Source organism: Streptomyces sp. NPDC007088 (assembly GCF_042869355.1).
In the GTDB taxonomy this organism is placed as follows: domain Bacteria; phylum Actinomycetota; class Actinomycetes; order Streptomycetales; family Streptomycetaceae; genus Streptomyces.
This window is the reverse complement of the sequence record NZ_JBIAFO010000001.1, coordinates 156,399-169,673: the sequence shown is the minus strand read 5'-3', so window position 1 is coordinate 169,673 and position 13,275 is coordinate 156,399. Positions and strand designations below refer to the sequence as shown.

Annotated in this window: 15 protein-coding genes; 9 read left to right on the top strand and 6 right to left on the bottom strand. The window is 71.5% G+C overall.

What is annotated here, in order from left to right; all coding sequences use genetic code 11:
* Positions 1–79: 79 nt before the first annotated feature.
* Positions 80–253: a hypothetical protein gene (locus ACFYMP_RS00780; protein WP_363145919.1), complete on the top strand. Its 174-nt coding sequence runs from the start codon at positions 80–82 to the stop codon at positions 251–253.
* Positions 254–537: 284 nt separating this feature from the next.
* Here the strand turns inward: ACFYMP_RS00780 and ACFYMP_RS00775 are convergent, their stop codons facing one another.
* Positions 538–984, bottom strand: coding sequence for a hypothetical protein (locus ACFYMP_RS00775; RefSeq protein WP_388848266.1), 447 nt, complete (start codon positions 982–984; stop codon positions 538–540).
* Complete coding sequence (locus ACFYMP_RS00770) at positions 972–1,703, bottom strand: ATP-binding protein (protein WP_388848263.1); 732 nt, start codon at positions 1,701–1,703, stop codon at positions 972–974. The genes ACFYMP_RS00775 and ACFYMP_RS00770 overlap by 13 nt, the downstream gene beginning before the upstream one ends.
* 115 nt (positions 1,704–1,818) lie before the next feature.
* On the opposite strand from ACFYMP_RS00770, the gene ACFYMP_RS00765 reads away from it, so the two are divergent.
* Both ACFYMP_RS00765 and ACFYMP_RS00760 read left to right on the top strand, forming a co-directional pair.
* The gene (locus tag ACFYMP_RS00765; RefSeq protein WP_388848260.1) at positions 1,819–2,679 is read left to right on the top strand and encodes a helix-turn-helix domain-containing protein; all 861 of its coding nucleotides are present in this window, start codon (positions 1,819–1,821) and stop codon (positions 2,677–2,679) included.
* The gene (locus ACFYMP_RS00760; protein WP_388848257.1) at positions 2,680–2,922 is read left to right on the top strand and encodes a DUF397 domain-containing protein; all 243 of its coding nucleotides are present in this window, start codon (positions 2,680–2,682) and stop codon (positions 2,920–2,922) included.
* Between the two features lie 294 nt (positions 2,923–3,216).
* On the opposite strand, the gene ACFYMP_RS00755 is transcribed toward ACFYMP_RS00760, so the two are convergent.
* Positions 3,217–3,741 (bottom strand): DUF1772 domain-containing protein, encoded by a 525-nt coding sequence (locus ACFYMP_RS00755; protein WP_388848254.1) that lies wholly within the window; start codon positions 3,739–3,741, stop codon positions 3,217–3,219.
* Between the two features lie 203 nt (positions 3,742–3,944).
* On the opposite strand from ACFYMP_RS00755, the gene ACFYMP_RS00750 reads away from it, so the two are divergent.
* Both ACFYMP_RS00750 and ACFYMP_RS00745 read left to right on the top strand, forming a co-directional pair.
* Positions 3,945–4,604, top strand: a complete 660-nt coding sequence (locus tag ACFYMP_RS00750) for a uridine kinase (protein ID WP_388848251.1) — start codon at positions 3,945–3,947, stop codon at positions 4,602–4,604.
* 104 nt (positions 4,605–4,708) lie between these two features.
* Positions 4,709–5,122, top strand: a complete 414-nt coding sequence (locus tag ACFYMP_RS00745) for a CBS domain-containing protein (RefSeq protein ID WP_388848248.1) — start codon at positions 4,709–4,711, stop codon at positions 5,120–5,122.
* A 190-nt stretch (positions 5,123–5,312) separates the two neighbouring features.
* On the opposite strand, the gene ACFYMP_RS00740 is transcribed toward ACFYMP_RS00745, so the two are convergent.
* Positions 5,313–5,969 carry a methylated-DNA--[protein]-cysteine S-methyltransferase gene (locus ACFYMP_RS00740; RefSeq protein WP_388848245.1) on the bottom strand — a complete coding sequence of 219 codons (657 nt, stop codon included), beginning with the start codon at positions 5,967–5,969 and terminating at the stop codon, positions 5,313–5,315.
* Positions 5,970–6,047: 78 nt separating this feature from the next.
* The gene (locus ACFYMP_RS00735) at positions 6,048–6,938 is read right to left on the bottom strand and encodes a glycerophosphodiester phosphodiesterase (protein WP_388848242.1); all 891 of its coding nucleotides are present in this window, start codon (positions 6,936–6,938) and stop codon (positions 6,048–6,050) included.
* A gap of 244 nt (positions 6,939–7,182) precedes the next feature.
* On the opposite strand from ACFYMP_RS00735, the gene uvrB reads away from it, so the two are divergent.
* The 4 genes from uvrB (at position 7,183) to aroQ (ending at position 12,443) form a co-directional block, all read left to right on the top strand.
* Positions 7,183–9,324 (top strand): excinuclease ABC subunit UvrB, encoded by a 2,142-nt coding sequence (uvrB, locus tag ACFYMP_RS00730; RefSeq protein ID WP_388848239.1) that lies wholly within the window; start codon positions 7,183–7,185, stop codon positions 9,322–9,324.
* A gap of 225 nt (positions 9,325–9,549) precedes the next feature.
* The gene (locus ACFYMP_RS00725) at positions 9,550–10,128 is read left to right on the top strand and encodes a TerD family protein (protein ID WP_388848236.1); all 579 of its coding nucleotides are present in this window, start codon (positions 9,550–9,552) and stop codon (positions 10,126–10,128) included.
* Between the two features lie 622 nt (positions 10,129–10,750).
* Positions 10,751–11,794: a TerC family protein gene (locus tag ACFYMP_RS00720; RefSeq protein WP_388848233.1), complete on the top strand. Its 1,044-nt coding sequence runs from the start codon at positions 10,751–10,753 to the stop codon at positions 11,792–11,794.
* Between the two features lie 193 nt (positions 11,795–11,987).
* On the top strand, positions 11,988–12,443 hold the full coding sequence (gene aroQ, locus ACFYMP_RS00715) for a type II 3-dehydroquinate dehydratase (RefSeq protein WP_388848230.1): 456 nt from the start codon (positions 11,988–11,990) through the stop codon (positions 12,441–12,443).
* 37 nt (positions 12,444–12,480) lie between these two features.
* Here aroQ and ACFYMP_RS00710 read toward each other — a convergent pair whose 3' ends face one another.
* Positions 12,481–13,137 carry an MBL fold metallo-hydrolase gene (locus tag ACFYMP_RS00710; RefSeq protein WP_388848227.1) on the bottom strand — a complete coding sequence of 219 codons (657 nt, stop codon included), beginning with the start codon at positions 13,135–13,137 and terminating at the stop codon, positions 12,481–12,483.
* Positions 13,138–13,275 lie beyond the last annotated feature (138 nt).

The window sequence follows — 13,275 nt, the reverse complement described above, 5'->3', positions numbered from 1 at the left end:
CGGGAACAGGACGGCCCGCCGACGACGGACGGGGCCGGCCGACGACGCGAGGGGCACGAGGACAGGACGGGGTGGAGCCGTGAACAAGCGAGTGGTGCTGGAGCGTTTCCCTGCGGGTGGCCCGCGGGGCTCCTGGCCGGCCGAGGAGTTCGCCCGCGCCCTGCGCGGCGAGGGGACGGCCGCCGAGGTGGTCATGGACCTGGCTCAGGACGTGTTCCTGGTCATCGTCCGCGCCCGGGAGGCCCGGGACTGAAGCCCACGCGGGCCGGGAGAGCCGAAGCGCACCCCGCCGCACGCCCTCGCGCGGGGCGGACACGAGCGCCGGCCCGGCAGCGTGACACGGGCCACCGGTGCCGAGCCGTGGCGCGGGCCATCGGTACGCGGGGCGCTCAACGGGCAGTGGGGGGCTGGTGCCGAGCCGCGGCGTGGAGCAGTCGGTTCGCGGGGCGCCCAGCCGGGGGCGGGGCGTCGGTACCGGGCCTGCGCGGGGTGCCGTCAGCCGGTAGCGGGGTGCCGTCAGCCGGTGGCGGGGCGCCGTCAGCCGGTGGCGGGGGCCGGGCGCGACCACGCCGGCAGGGTGTCGGTGAGCCGGCACAGCGTCACGTACAGCGGGATGGGCGGCGTGTACGGGGCCTTGCCCGAGGGACAGTGCAGCAGCTCCGGCTCGCGCCGGCTGTCGGGGACCAGCGCCCCGGCGGCGTAGTGCACGGGCGCGGGCCACTCCAGGGCGACGTCCGAGCCCGAGGGCACGATCCACCACCAGCGGCCGCCGTCACTGTAGACGCAGCCCATGCTCGGCAGCCGGCCCATCACCCGTCGGGCCAGCGCCTCGGGCACCCCGACGGCGTCCGTACCCATCGACGTGGTCATCCCGCTCGGTACCGACAGCTTGACCAGCGCACCGCGCTCCGCTGCGCGCGTCCTGCCACGAGCGAGGCCCAGCAGCGTGTCCAGGCCCAGCGAACGTGCCGTCACCGTGTGCATTCAGCTCCCTCTTCCCGGGGCAGCTCCGCCCAGACGACGAGTCCCGCACCGTGTTCCGCCTCATGGGTTCCCCAGGCGGCACTCACCGCGGCGACCAGGAACAGGCCCCGCCCGTGCTCGTCGCGCGGGTCCTGCCGGGGGCTCGCGGGCACCCCGCTGCACCCCTCGTCGCGCACGGCTATGAGCAATCGGGCACCGCCGCCCGTACGAGCCCCGCCTCCCGTACGGACGACGGACGCCCCGCTCCCGGCGGCGGAAACCGCCACCGGGTGGCTCTCGGGCGTCGCGGCCGCGGACGCCGGGCGCCCAGCCGCGCCGCCGGCCCCTGCCCCAAGCGGCTCCGCGCCGTGGTGTCTGACATCGATGTCCGTTGTCCGTGCGGTGCCACGGTCCTCGGGCACCGCCCGATGGCCCCCCGCCAGTGACGGGCGGCCGGAGGCCCCGCCTCTCAGGAAGCCCTCCTCCGGCGCGCGCACCTCGCGCAGCTCGCACACGATCTGCCGGCTGCTCGTGTGCACGATCGCGTTGGTGACCAGCTCGGAGACGACCAGGGTCGCCGCCTCGCACGTGTCCTCGGCGACGGACCAGCCGGTGAGCTGGGCACGAGTGAGCCTGCGGGCCAGCGCTGCGGAGCCCGGATGCGCTGCCAGCTCGAAGCTCGCGCAGCGATCGGTGGCCTGGGTGGTGATTAACGGAGCGGACGGAATCACGTGAGCCACTATCGCCCCGCCGCGAACACTTGGCAAGAGCCACTCTGAAAAGTTCAAAGTGGAGTGTGCTTCAGTTGCGGCGCATGGCACACTGCTCGGGAACTGTTCGCCAAGGGAGGTCGACGTGAGCGAACCGCGGTCCGCGCCGACCGTCGGTCAGGTGGTCCTGGGCAAGCGCCTACAGGACCTGCGCGAGAACGCGGGCTTCAGCCGGGAACAGGCGGCCAAGGTCCTGCGCGTCGCCCCTGCCACGGTCCGTCGCATGGAAACGGCCGAGGTCGCGCTGAAGATTCCGTACCTTCAGCTCCTGCTTCAGTCCTACGGCGCCTCCGCCGAAGAGGCCGAAGCCTTCGTCACCCTCGCGGAGGACGCGAACCAGCCCGGCTGGTGGCAGCGGTACCACGACATCCTTCCCGGCTGGTTCAGCATGTACGTCAGCCTCGAAGGGGCCGCCGGCCTCATCCGCAGCTACGAACCGCACTTCGTCCCGGGCCTGCTCCAGACCGAGGACTACGCGCGTGCCGTGATGCTCGCCGGTTCCCTCGGCCGCACCGGACCCGAGGACGTCGAGCGACACGTCGACCTCCGGCTGCGCCGCCAGAAACTTCTCGTGCGAGAGGACGCCCCGCGCCTGTGGGCCGTCATGGACGAGACGGTGCTGCGCCGCCCGGCGGGGGACTCCAGGGTCATGCGCGAGCAGATAGACCGGCTGCTCGAGGTCTCCGCCCTGCCCAATGTGACCCTCCAGATCGCCGAGTTCAACGCCGGACCGCACCCCGGCACCTTCGGCCCCTTCGTCCTGTTCCGCTTCCCCATGCCCGAACTCCCGGACATGGTCTACGTGGAATACCTCACCGGCGCCGTCTACCTCGACGGACGCCCGGAGGTGGCCACGTATCTGGAGGTCATGGACCACATGGCGGCTCACGCCGCTACTGCACAACGCACAAAGGAGGTCCTCCGGGATGTCCGCAAGGAGCTGTGAATGGACCGCGTCCGGATATACAACGGCATGCCCGCGGGGGAGCTCGGCAGCGTCGGCTGGCGCAAACCGTGGAGCGGCGGCAACGGCGGCAACTGCGTGGAGGCCATGAAACTCGCCGACGGACGGATCGCGTTCCGGCAGTCCGCCGATCCCGAGGGCCCCGCACTGATCTACACTCCGGCCGAGATCACCGCCTTCATCCAGGGGGCCAAGGCGGGACAGGCGGACTTCCTCCTGTCCTGAGCCGCGCGGTTTTGTCGCCCCCACACCCCACCCACACGCTCTCCTGCGGGTGGGTCCGTCTTTTCCCCTCCTTCCTCCTTCCCGTCCGCTCTTCCCGCACCGGCCGGGGCTCGGCGTCACGAGCCCCGGCGTCTTCGTGTCGCCGGCGTACGGGGCTTCGGCTCTGCCGGGCTCAGACCGGCCGCCGTTCACCCCGGCCGAACTCGCCGGGCACCCGCGACGCGCGCGGTGCGCGTGCGGTGCGCGCGTGGGACGACTGGCGTGCCGTCCGTGGCGGCTTCGCGGGGCGGAGCCTCACCTCCCCGCGGTCAGGGCCAGGACGAGGGAGATCAGCGCGGCTGTCGCGGCCCCGCAGCGTATGTGGTTCCACACCGTCCACTCGGCGAGGTAGCGCCGCCACGGCTCCTCACTCGCGGGTGCCTGCGGATCTACCGTCTCCAGAGCGGTGTTGCGCGGCACGTTGGCCGCCGCCGTCACCCCGAAGCCACCAACGAGGTACAGCCCGCAGCCCAGCAGTACCTCCGTCAGCCCGCTCTCCGGGCGCCGCACCAGGGTGACCACGGCCGCCGTCGCGCACAGCACGGCGGCGCCCAGGAACACCGTGAGGAAGAGCGGGTTGACGATCACCTTGTTGATCCGCTGCATCACCACCAGCCCCTGTGCCGTGGGCAACTGACGCAGCGCCGGCATCACCGAGACGGAGAAGGCGAAGAACACGCCCGCCACCAGTCCGCAGCACACCGCCGCCGCCAACACCAGCAGGAAGTGCGGGCCTTCCAGAAAGGCGGCCCCGGCCTGCCACACGCACTCGGTCTTCATGATCCCCCGTTCCTCAGGCGCGGCCGGACACACCGCGTGGCCCGCCGACGGGGCCAAGTCAAGCGACTCCCGAGCGCTTTGACCATGCCTGTGGACAACTCGCGTGCCCCGGTGCTCACCCGAACGGGTGGGACTCGCGCGTGCGCCGGCCGGCGGGTCCCCAGCGGGCCCGCCCCTCACCCCCGCACGGGCGGAGCGGCAGGATGGGACCCGTGCGATTCGAAGCGATCACCTGGGAACGGCTCACCGAGTCCCTCGCCGAGCAACTGCTGACCACACAGCCCGCGGACGGCGGAGAGCGGGTCCGGGCCGCTTTCGACGGCGCCCCCGCCGCCCGCCCCGGCGACCTCGCCGAGAGCGTCGCGCGGGCGCTGCGGGAACGCGGACGCTTCGCGCTGCCCGTCGCCACCGAGGGCTTCCTGCGCCCCGCCTCGCTGCGCTACGAGTACGGGCACGAGGACCCCGCCTCCTACTACTCCGGCTGGTTCGACGTGCCCGCGCTCTGGCGCGAGGTGTTCGGCCCCCTCGACCCCGGCGGCGAGGGGCGCGTCCTGCCTGACCTGTGGGACCCGGTCACCGACCGCGCCACCCGCTCCCCGTACGTGACCCTGCCGCCCGGGGGCTTCCTCCTGCTGCACGGACCGCTGCTGTTCGGGCACTGGTTCCCCTTCGACCTCGGGGTGCACCTCTCGCTCAGCGAGGGAGCGCTGCGACGGTGCACCGCGCGAGACGAGCAGTGGACCCTGCCCGCCTTCGCCCGCTACGAGGAGGAGACCGCCCCCGCCGAGGTCGCGGACGTCCTGGTGCGGACCGACGATCCCCGGCACCCCGCCTGGCGGCCACCGGGAGGTCACACCGAGTGAGCACCGTCCCGTCCGCGGGTGCGCGCCGTGTGCCGTGCGGCGAGAATGGCGAGGGCCGGACGGTGCCGCCGTGCCGGACGGCCAACGGCACCCAGGAGGTATCGATGACGAACGCCGCAGACATCATGAACCGTGGGGCCCAGTGGATTCCCGCCCACGAGACGCTGGACCGTGCCGCCCAGGTGATGCGCGACCACCGACTCGGGGCGCTGCCCATCGCCGACGCGGACGAGCGGATGCAGGGCATCCTCACGGACCGCGACATCGTCGTGGACTGCGTCGCCAAGGGCCACGACCCGGCGAAGGTCACCGCCGGTGACATGGCGCGGGGCACTCCGCGCTGGATCCCCGCCGACGCGGATCTGGAGGAGGTCCTGAGCGAGATGCGGGAGCACCGCGTCCGCAGGCTGCCCGTGATCGAGGGGAAGCGCCTGGTCGGCATGATCAGCGAGGCCGACCTCGCCGCACACCTGAGCGGGGAGCAGTTCGCGGCCTGGGCCTCCCGGGTCTACGCCTAGCCCCGGCCCGTCACCGCTCCCGACCCGCGACGCGCAGGGGTGGGCCCGGTCGTCGACACGCCGGCCCACCCCTTCCGGAGCCGCACCGCCGATTCCGGCGGTGGGGCGGCATGCGGACGCGGGGGAAACACGCCCCCGAAGCGTCGGCACCGTCACCGTCACAACCCGCGCCCAAAACGCACCATCCGTCTCAGAACAGCGGCTGCGGCAGGACCCCCTCCAACTCCAGCAGCCTGCGCTTGGTCTCCACGCCGCCCCCGAAACCGCCGATGCCCCCGTCCCGCTCCACGACACGGTGGCACGGCACGACGACCGGCAGCGGATTGGCCCCCATGGCGATCCCCACCGCCTGCGCGGCCCCCGGCTGCCCGACCCGCCGGGCGAGGTCCCCGTAGCCGACGACCGAGCCGAACGGCACCCCACTCTCCAGCGCGCGCAGCACCTGACGGTGGAACCCGGCCGTCAACGACCAGTCCAGCGGCAGCGTGAAACGGGTGCGCCGGCCCGCGAAGTACTCCTCGAACTCGGCCCGCGCGGCGGCCAGCACGGGTTCTCCCGCCACCGGGTCGGCGGCTCCGCCCAGGCGGCCGGTCAACCGCTCCAGCTCGGCCTCCCGCACCTCCTCGTCGGCGTGGAACACGACGCGTACGAGGCCGGTGCCCGTCGCGGCCAGCAACAGGGGGCCGATCGGGGTCCGCAGCACGTCCCAGGACCAGCGGGCCGATCCCGGACCGCCCTCGGACCCGTCGGAAAGAACCGGAGCGCCCCCGGACGCGCCGCCCGGAACCGCCCGCTCCCCGCGCGACTCCGCTCCGCCCCGGTCCGTCGACCGCGTGTGACTGTTCATGCCCACACCGTACGGCGCGCGACCGACACCGGCGCGGGCCTCTCGTCGAGCCCCGTGACGCGCAGGTGTGGACGCCGGTCAGTCCTCCAGGGCTCCCCGCACCACGTCCGGGGCGTTGGTGATCACGCCGTCCACTCCGTAGTCCGCCACGCGCCGGGTGTCGTCCACCGTGTCCACGGTCCAGGTGAACACCTCCAGCGGCTTGGCGTGCGGGCCCTTGAGGGCGTGCACGGCCGCCACGTAGTCGCCGTCGATGGTCACGTGCGAGGAGTTGATCTGGTCCGCGAACTTCGCGTACTCGGGCAGTTCCTTGATCTGCGGCGTACCGAGATAGCCGGTCTTCACATCGGGCCGCTGCTGGTGCACGGTGCGTACGCTCGCCGCGTCGAAGCTCTGCACCACGAGCCGGTCACGGACGTGCGAGCGGTCCAGCCAGCCGTCCCGCCGCAGCGCGTCGAGGGTCTGCCGCTCGATGCCCGGGTACAGATCGGGGCTCTTGAGCTCCAGGATCAGGTTCTGGTGGTTGCGGGTCACCCGCCGCATGTACTGGTCCAGCGTCGGGACGCGGGCGCCCTCGAACTCCTTCGCGAACCAGCCGCCCGCGTCCAGCCGGGCGATCTCGGCCGCCGTGAAGTCACGGACGTTCCACGGCGCCCGGTCGGGGAAGACCTGCTCCACGTCGGTCGTCCGGGTCAGCGTCGTGTCGTGCAGGACGACGAGCTTGCCGTCCTTCGTGCGCTGGACGTCGTTCTCGACCCAGCGGAACCCCAGCTCGGCCGCCCGGTCGATCGCGGCCAGCGTGTTCTCGGGGGCCTGTTTGGAAGCGCCCCGGTGAGCGACGACCGTCACGTCCTGCGGGGACCGCTCCCGCAAGGCGGTGTCCGCGGCCGCCGAGGTGGCGGGCAGACCGATCAGCGCACCGGCCCCCACGAGCGCGACGGCGACCGCTGCGGCGGAACGAGCAAACATGAAAGCTCCTGGTGTTCGCGGGTTCACTGACTGTACGAGAGTGGCCGTCCGTGTGCGACAGGAAGCGGACGGGTGATGGCCCTCCGGCGAACGGCAAGGCAAGAACCGGCCACCCGCGCCGCCGCCCCGGCGGCCGGGAGACACCGCCGTCACCCGGTGGCCGCACGCCCCTGGGCCACCCGGGTGGCCCCGCGCCCCCTCCGCCGGCCGACGGTTGTCAGTGGCTGGTCGTACGGTGGATCCCATGCGGCCCGTATCCCACATCGAACGCACGGTGGCGCCTTTCGAGGTCGTCAGCCCGTACCAGCCGAGCGGCGACCAGCCGGCTGCCATCGCCGAGCTCGAAAAGCGCATCCGCGCGGGCGAGAAGGACGTCGTCCTGCTGGGAGCGACCGGTACCGGCAAGTCCGCCACCACCGCGTGGATGATCGAGAAGCTCCAGCGCCCCACCCTGGTCATGGCGCCCAACAAGACCCTGGCCGCTCAGCTCGCCAACGAGTTCCGCGAACTGCTGCCGAACAACGCGGTCGAGTACTTCGTGTCCTACTACGACTACTACCAGCCCGAGGCGTACGTCCCCCAGTCGGACACCTACATCGAGAAGGACTCCTCGATCAACGAGGAGGTCGAACGGCTGCGGCACTCCGCGACCAACTCGCTGCTCACCCGCAGGGACGTCGTGGTCGTCGCCTCCGTCTCCTGCATCTACGGCCTCGGTACGCCGCAGGAGTACGTGGACCGCATGGTCCCCCTGCGGGTGGGCGACGAGATCGACCGCGACGACCTGCTGCGCCGCTTCGTCGAGATCCAGTACACGCGCAACGACGTGGCCTTCACCCGGGGCACCTTCCGTGTGCGCGGCGACACCATCGAGATCTTCCCGGTCTACGAGGAGCTGGCCGTCCGCATCGAGATGTTCGGCGACGAGATCGAGGCCCTGTCGACCCTGCACCCGCTCACCGGCGAGGTCATCAGCGACGACGAGCACCTGTACATCTTTCCCGCCTCGCACTACATCGCCGGCCCCGAGCGCATGGAGCGCGCGATCAACGGCATCGAGAAGGAGCTGGAGGAACGCCTCGCCGAACTGGACGGGCAGGGCAAGCTCCTGGAGTCCCAGCGGCTGCGGATGCGGACCACCTACGACATCGAGATGCTCCGCCAGATCGGCACCTGCTCCGGCGTGGAGAACTACTCGATGCACTTCGACGACCGTGCGCCGGGCACGGCGCCCAACACCCTGCTCGACTACTTCCCCGAGGACTTCCTGCTCGTCATCGACGAGTCGCACAACACGGTCCCGCAGATCGGCGCGATGTACGAGGGGGACGCCTCCCGCAAGCGGACCCTGGTCGACCACGGTTTCCGGCTGCCCTCGGCGCTCGACAACCGCCCGCTGAAGTGGGAGGAGTTCCTCGGCCGCATCGGCCAGACGGTCTTCCTGTCCGCGACACCCGGCAAGTACGAGCTCTCGCGGGCCGACGGCTACGTCGAGCAGATCATCCGCCCCACCGGACTCGTCGACCCGCAGATCGTCGTGAAGCCCACCGAGGGACAGATCGACGATCTCGTGCACGAGATCCGCGAGCGCACCGACAACGACGAGCGGGTCCTGGTCACGACCCTCACCAAGAAGATGGCCGAGGATCTCACCGACTACTTCCTCGAACTCGGTATCCGCGTCCGCTACCTGCACAGCGACGTCGACACCCTGCGCCGGGTCGAACTGCTGCGGGAACTGCGGTCGGGGGAGTACGACGTCCTCGTCGGCATCAACCTGCTCCGCGAGGGCCTCGACCTGCCCGAGGTGTCCCTCGTGGCGATCCTCGACGCCGACAAGGAGGGCTTCCTGCGCTCGGGCACCTCCCTGATCCAGACGATCGGCCGCGCGGCGCGCAACGTCTCCGGGCAGGTCCACATGTACGCGGACCGGATCACCCCGGCGATGGAGCGGGCCATCGACGAGACCAACCGCCGGCGCGAGAAGCAGATCGCCTACAACGAGGAACGCGGCCTCGACCCGCAGCCGCTGCGCAAGAAGATCAACGACATCGTCGCGGCCATCGCCCGCGAGGACGTGGACACCGAGCAGCTCCTCGGCACGGGGTACCGGCAGTCCAAGGACGGCAAGGGCACCAAGACGCCGGTGCCCGCGCTCGGCGGGCAGGGCAAGGCGGCCGCCGCGAAGGGCAAGAAGGGCAGGGCCAAGGACGCCACGCCCACCGACCGGCCCGTGGAGCAACTCACCCAGCAGATCGAGGACATGACCGAGCGCATGCGGGCCGCCGCGGCCGACCTCCAGTTCGAGGTCGCGGCCCGGCTGCGGGACGAGGTCTCCGAGATGAAGAAGGAGCTGCGCCAGATGAAGGAGGGCGGACTCGCCTGACCCGGGACCCGGGCCGCTGATCCGCGGGCGTGGCCGTTCGGGCCGTTCCCGGGGTTCCGGTCCGGGCGTACCGGGTACGGCACCGGTCGGACGACATGTCGCAGGAGCGGCACAATCCGTGTCCGCGGGCTGCGCGGGGCGGGTCCCCGGTGCGAGAGTGCGATGCGGCCGCGCCCGCCGGGTGCCGGCCGCAGTCGCGGCACCACCACCGGAAGGGGACCACGCGTGACGGTCAACATGACCAAGGGCCAGGCCATCAGCCTGAGCAAGAGCGACGGGGGCACGCTGACAGCGGTCCGGATGGGCCTCGGCTGGCAGTCCGCCCGCAAGCGCGGACTGTTCGGCCTGCGCACCCGGGAGATCGACCTGGACGCGTCCGCGGTGCTCTTCGCCGACAAGCGCCGCGTCGACGAGGTCTTCTTCCAGCACCTCGTGAGCAACGACGGATCGGTCCGGCACACCGGGGACAATCTGGTCGGCGGGGCCGGGCAGGGCGACGACGACGAGTCGATCCTCGTCGACCTGCAACAAGTGCCCGAGCGCGTCGACCAGATCGTCTTCACGGTGAACTCCTTCACCGGACAGACCTTCCAGGAGGTGCAGAACGCGTTCTGCCGGCTCGTCGACGAGACGACGGGGGAGGAGCTGGCGCGCTACACCCTCGCGGGCGGCGGCAGGTACACGGCGCAGATCATGGCCAAGGTGCACCGCCTGGGAGGAGGCTGGCAGATGACCGCTCTCGGCGCCCCCTCGGAGGGCCGCACCTTCCAGGACCTCATGCCCGCCATCCTGCCGCTCCTGTGACCTCGGCCCCGGGCCGCGCCGCCGGGTGACGGAAGGCGAGCGCGGTCGAGGCGCGCCCAGCCCACCCGGCGCCCCGGCCGCGCCCGCCCGCCGCACGCCACGGCACCCGCACCCCGCACGCCACGGCCTCTCCCGCCGAGCGTCGCGGCCTCCCGCCCCGCGACACGACCTCTCGCCGCACGCCACGGCCTCTTCCGCCGCCGCGGGACCGCACGTCTCCCGCCGGGCGAGCACGCCCCTCCGGCCCTCCGCCCCGCCGTCACGCCGATGCGCGGGGCCGACCGGCTGAATTCCGGAACGGCCCGCGGCCGGCCCGAGTCCGGCCCGCGACCGGGACACACCCTGTGCGCCCCACGGCGCGGCCCCCTCCCCAATCGCCCCCCGGCACCGGTACGTGCTCCCGACAGGCCGACCTTTTGGGGATTCCTTTACTAATCCCTTTACATCCCTTGGTTCTCTCGCGTAGGTTGTGTCTCACGGAGGGGAGTACTCCTCAAGCGGCGTGCCCGTCAATACGGATCAACCGATCCCGGGGCGCCGGCCAGGGGCGGAGGCCCCGGGTGGAAGAGACCTCCGGCAGCGACGAGCTGATCATCTGCCGTGACGTACTGCCGGAGGCGCAGTGAACATCTCTCTTACCGTGTGGCTACTGACGATCGTGGCCTTGTGTGCCCTGATCGCGGTCGACTTCTTCATCGGCCGCAAACCCCACGACGTGTCCATCAAGGAAGCCGGCGTCTGGACCGTGGTCTGGGTCGCCCTCGCCTGCCTCTTCGGGCTGGGGCTGCTGATCTTCGGCGGCGGGAAACAGGGCGGGGAGTTCTTCGCCGGGTTCATCACCGAGAAGTCCCTCAGCGTCGACAATCTCTTCGTCTTCGTCCTGATCATGGCGAAGTTCGCGGTGCCCACGAAGTACCAGCAGCGGGTCCTGCTGATCGGCGTCCTGATCGCCCTGGTGCTGCGGACGGGGTTCATCCTGGCCGGGGCGGCGATGATCTCCAGCTTCTCCTGGATCTTCTACATCTTCGGCGCCTTCCTGATCTACACCGCCTGGAAGCTCATCCAGGAGGCCAGGAGTGACGAGGAGGACGAGGAGTTCGAGGAGAACAAACTCCTCAAGTCCCTGGAGCGGCGCTTCGGAGTCGCCGACCGCTACCACGGCACGAAGCTGTTCCTGAGGCAGAACGGCAAGCGGATCATGACGCCGATGCTCGTCGTGATCCTCGCCATCGGCACGACCGACGTGCTCTTCGCCCTCGACTCCATCCCGGCGATCTTCGGCCTCACCCAGGACCCGTACATCGTCTTCACCGCCAACGCCTTCGCGCTGATGGGGCTGCGCCAGCTCTACTTCCTCATCGGCGGACTGCTCAGGAAGCTGGTTCACCTGAGCTACGGCCTGTCGATCATCCTCGGCTTCATCGGCGTGAAGCTGGTCCTGCACGCGCTGCACGAGAACGGGGTGCACGTGCCGGAGATCTCGACCGCGGTCTCTCTCGGCGTGATCGTGCTCGTCCTCGCCGTCACCACCGTGACCAGCCTGCTGGCCTCCCGCAAGCAGGAGAGTGCGGCGCGGGACGCGGCGGGCCCCGGTGGCGAGGAGGGCGAGAAGAACGCGGCCCGGTCGTCCAGGGACGGGGACGGCAGGGCCGACCTGAGGCGCTGACCGCGGCCGGCGCGCCTCACCGCGTGGTCCTCGTCCGCCATGGGGACGGACGGGGACCACGCTCCCGCCAAGAAGCCGGCCCGCCAAGAAGCCGGCCCGCCAAGACCGCCTCTGCCGGGAGCCCGCCGCGACGGGCCGGCGGGGGTCCCGTGATAGACCTCCGGGGGCAGCGCCGAACCGCACCGGAGGAACCATGGCCCACACGCTCGCGACCGCCCCGATCATGATCCTGAACGGGCCGAACCTCGACCTACTGGGACAGCGACAGCCCGAGATCTACGGCAGCGAGAGCCTCGCGGACATCGAGGCCCTGTGCACCGAGACCGCCGCGCGCCATGGCGGCACCGTGGACTTCCGGCAGAGCAACCACGAGGGCGAACTGATCGACTGGGTGCACGAGGCCCGCCTGCACCACGCGGGCATCGTCATCAACCCCGCCGCCTACTCGCACACCTCGGTCGCCCTGCTCGACGCCCTCAACGCGTGTGACGGACTCCCCGTGATCGAGGTGCACATCTCCAACATCCACCGGCGTGAGCAGTTCCGGCACCACAGCTACGTCTCACTGCGCGCCGACGGCGTCATCGCGGGCTGCGGAGTGCAGGGGTACGCCTTCGGGGTGCAGCGGGTGGCCGCCCTCGCCGGCTGAGTCCTCGGCCCGGGGGCGCCCCACCGCCGACCGCGGGTCACCAGCCCCGCGCGCGCCACTCCGGCAGGTGCGGGCGCTCCGCGCCGAGCGAGGTGTCGTCACCGTGGCCCGGATAGACCCAGGTCTCGTCGGGCAGCCTCGCGAACAGCCGGGTCTCCACGTCGTCGATCAGCTGCGCGAAGGCCGCGGGATCGGAACGCGTGTTGCCGACCCCGCCGGGGAAGAGGCAGTCGCCGGTGAAGACGTGCGGGGAACCGTCCGGATCGTCGTAGACCAGGGCGATCGAGCCGGGCGTGTGCCCGCGCAGATGCCGCACGGTCAGCCCCGCCCGGCCCACCCGGATCAGGTCGCCGTCGTCCACCGGCACGTCCGTCGCGACCGGGATACCCTCGAGGTCCTCGCGGCCCGCGCAGGTCAGCGCGCCGGTGGCGGCCACGACCTCGGAGAGCGCCTGCCAGTGGTCGGGGTGGCGGTGCGTCGTCACCACCGTGCGGACACCGTCCCCGCCGATGAGTGTCAGCAGCGTGTCGGCGTCGTTCGCCGCGTCGATCAGCAACTGCTCACCGGTCTCCCGGCACCGCAGCAGATAGGCGTTGTTGTCCATCGGGCCGACCGCGACCTTCGAGATGATCAGGTCGCGCAGCTCGTGCACGTCCGCCGGGCCACCGACTCGCACTTTCCCGCTGTACGTCATGGCGGTCACCCTAGACGAACGGGGGGCGGGCCCCGCGCCCACGGGGTCCATGGCGTAGGCCGCCGTAGCCGCGGCCGTGACGCGGCAACCGCCCAGGCGTTGTGCAGGGCGCCCGCCCGTTTCCGCGACCGTCGTGTC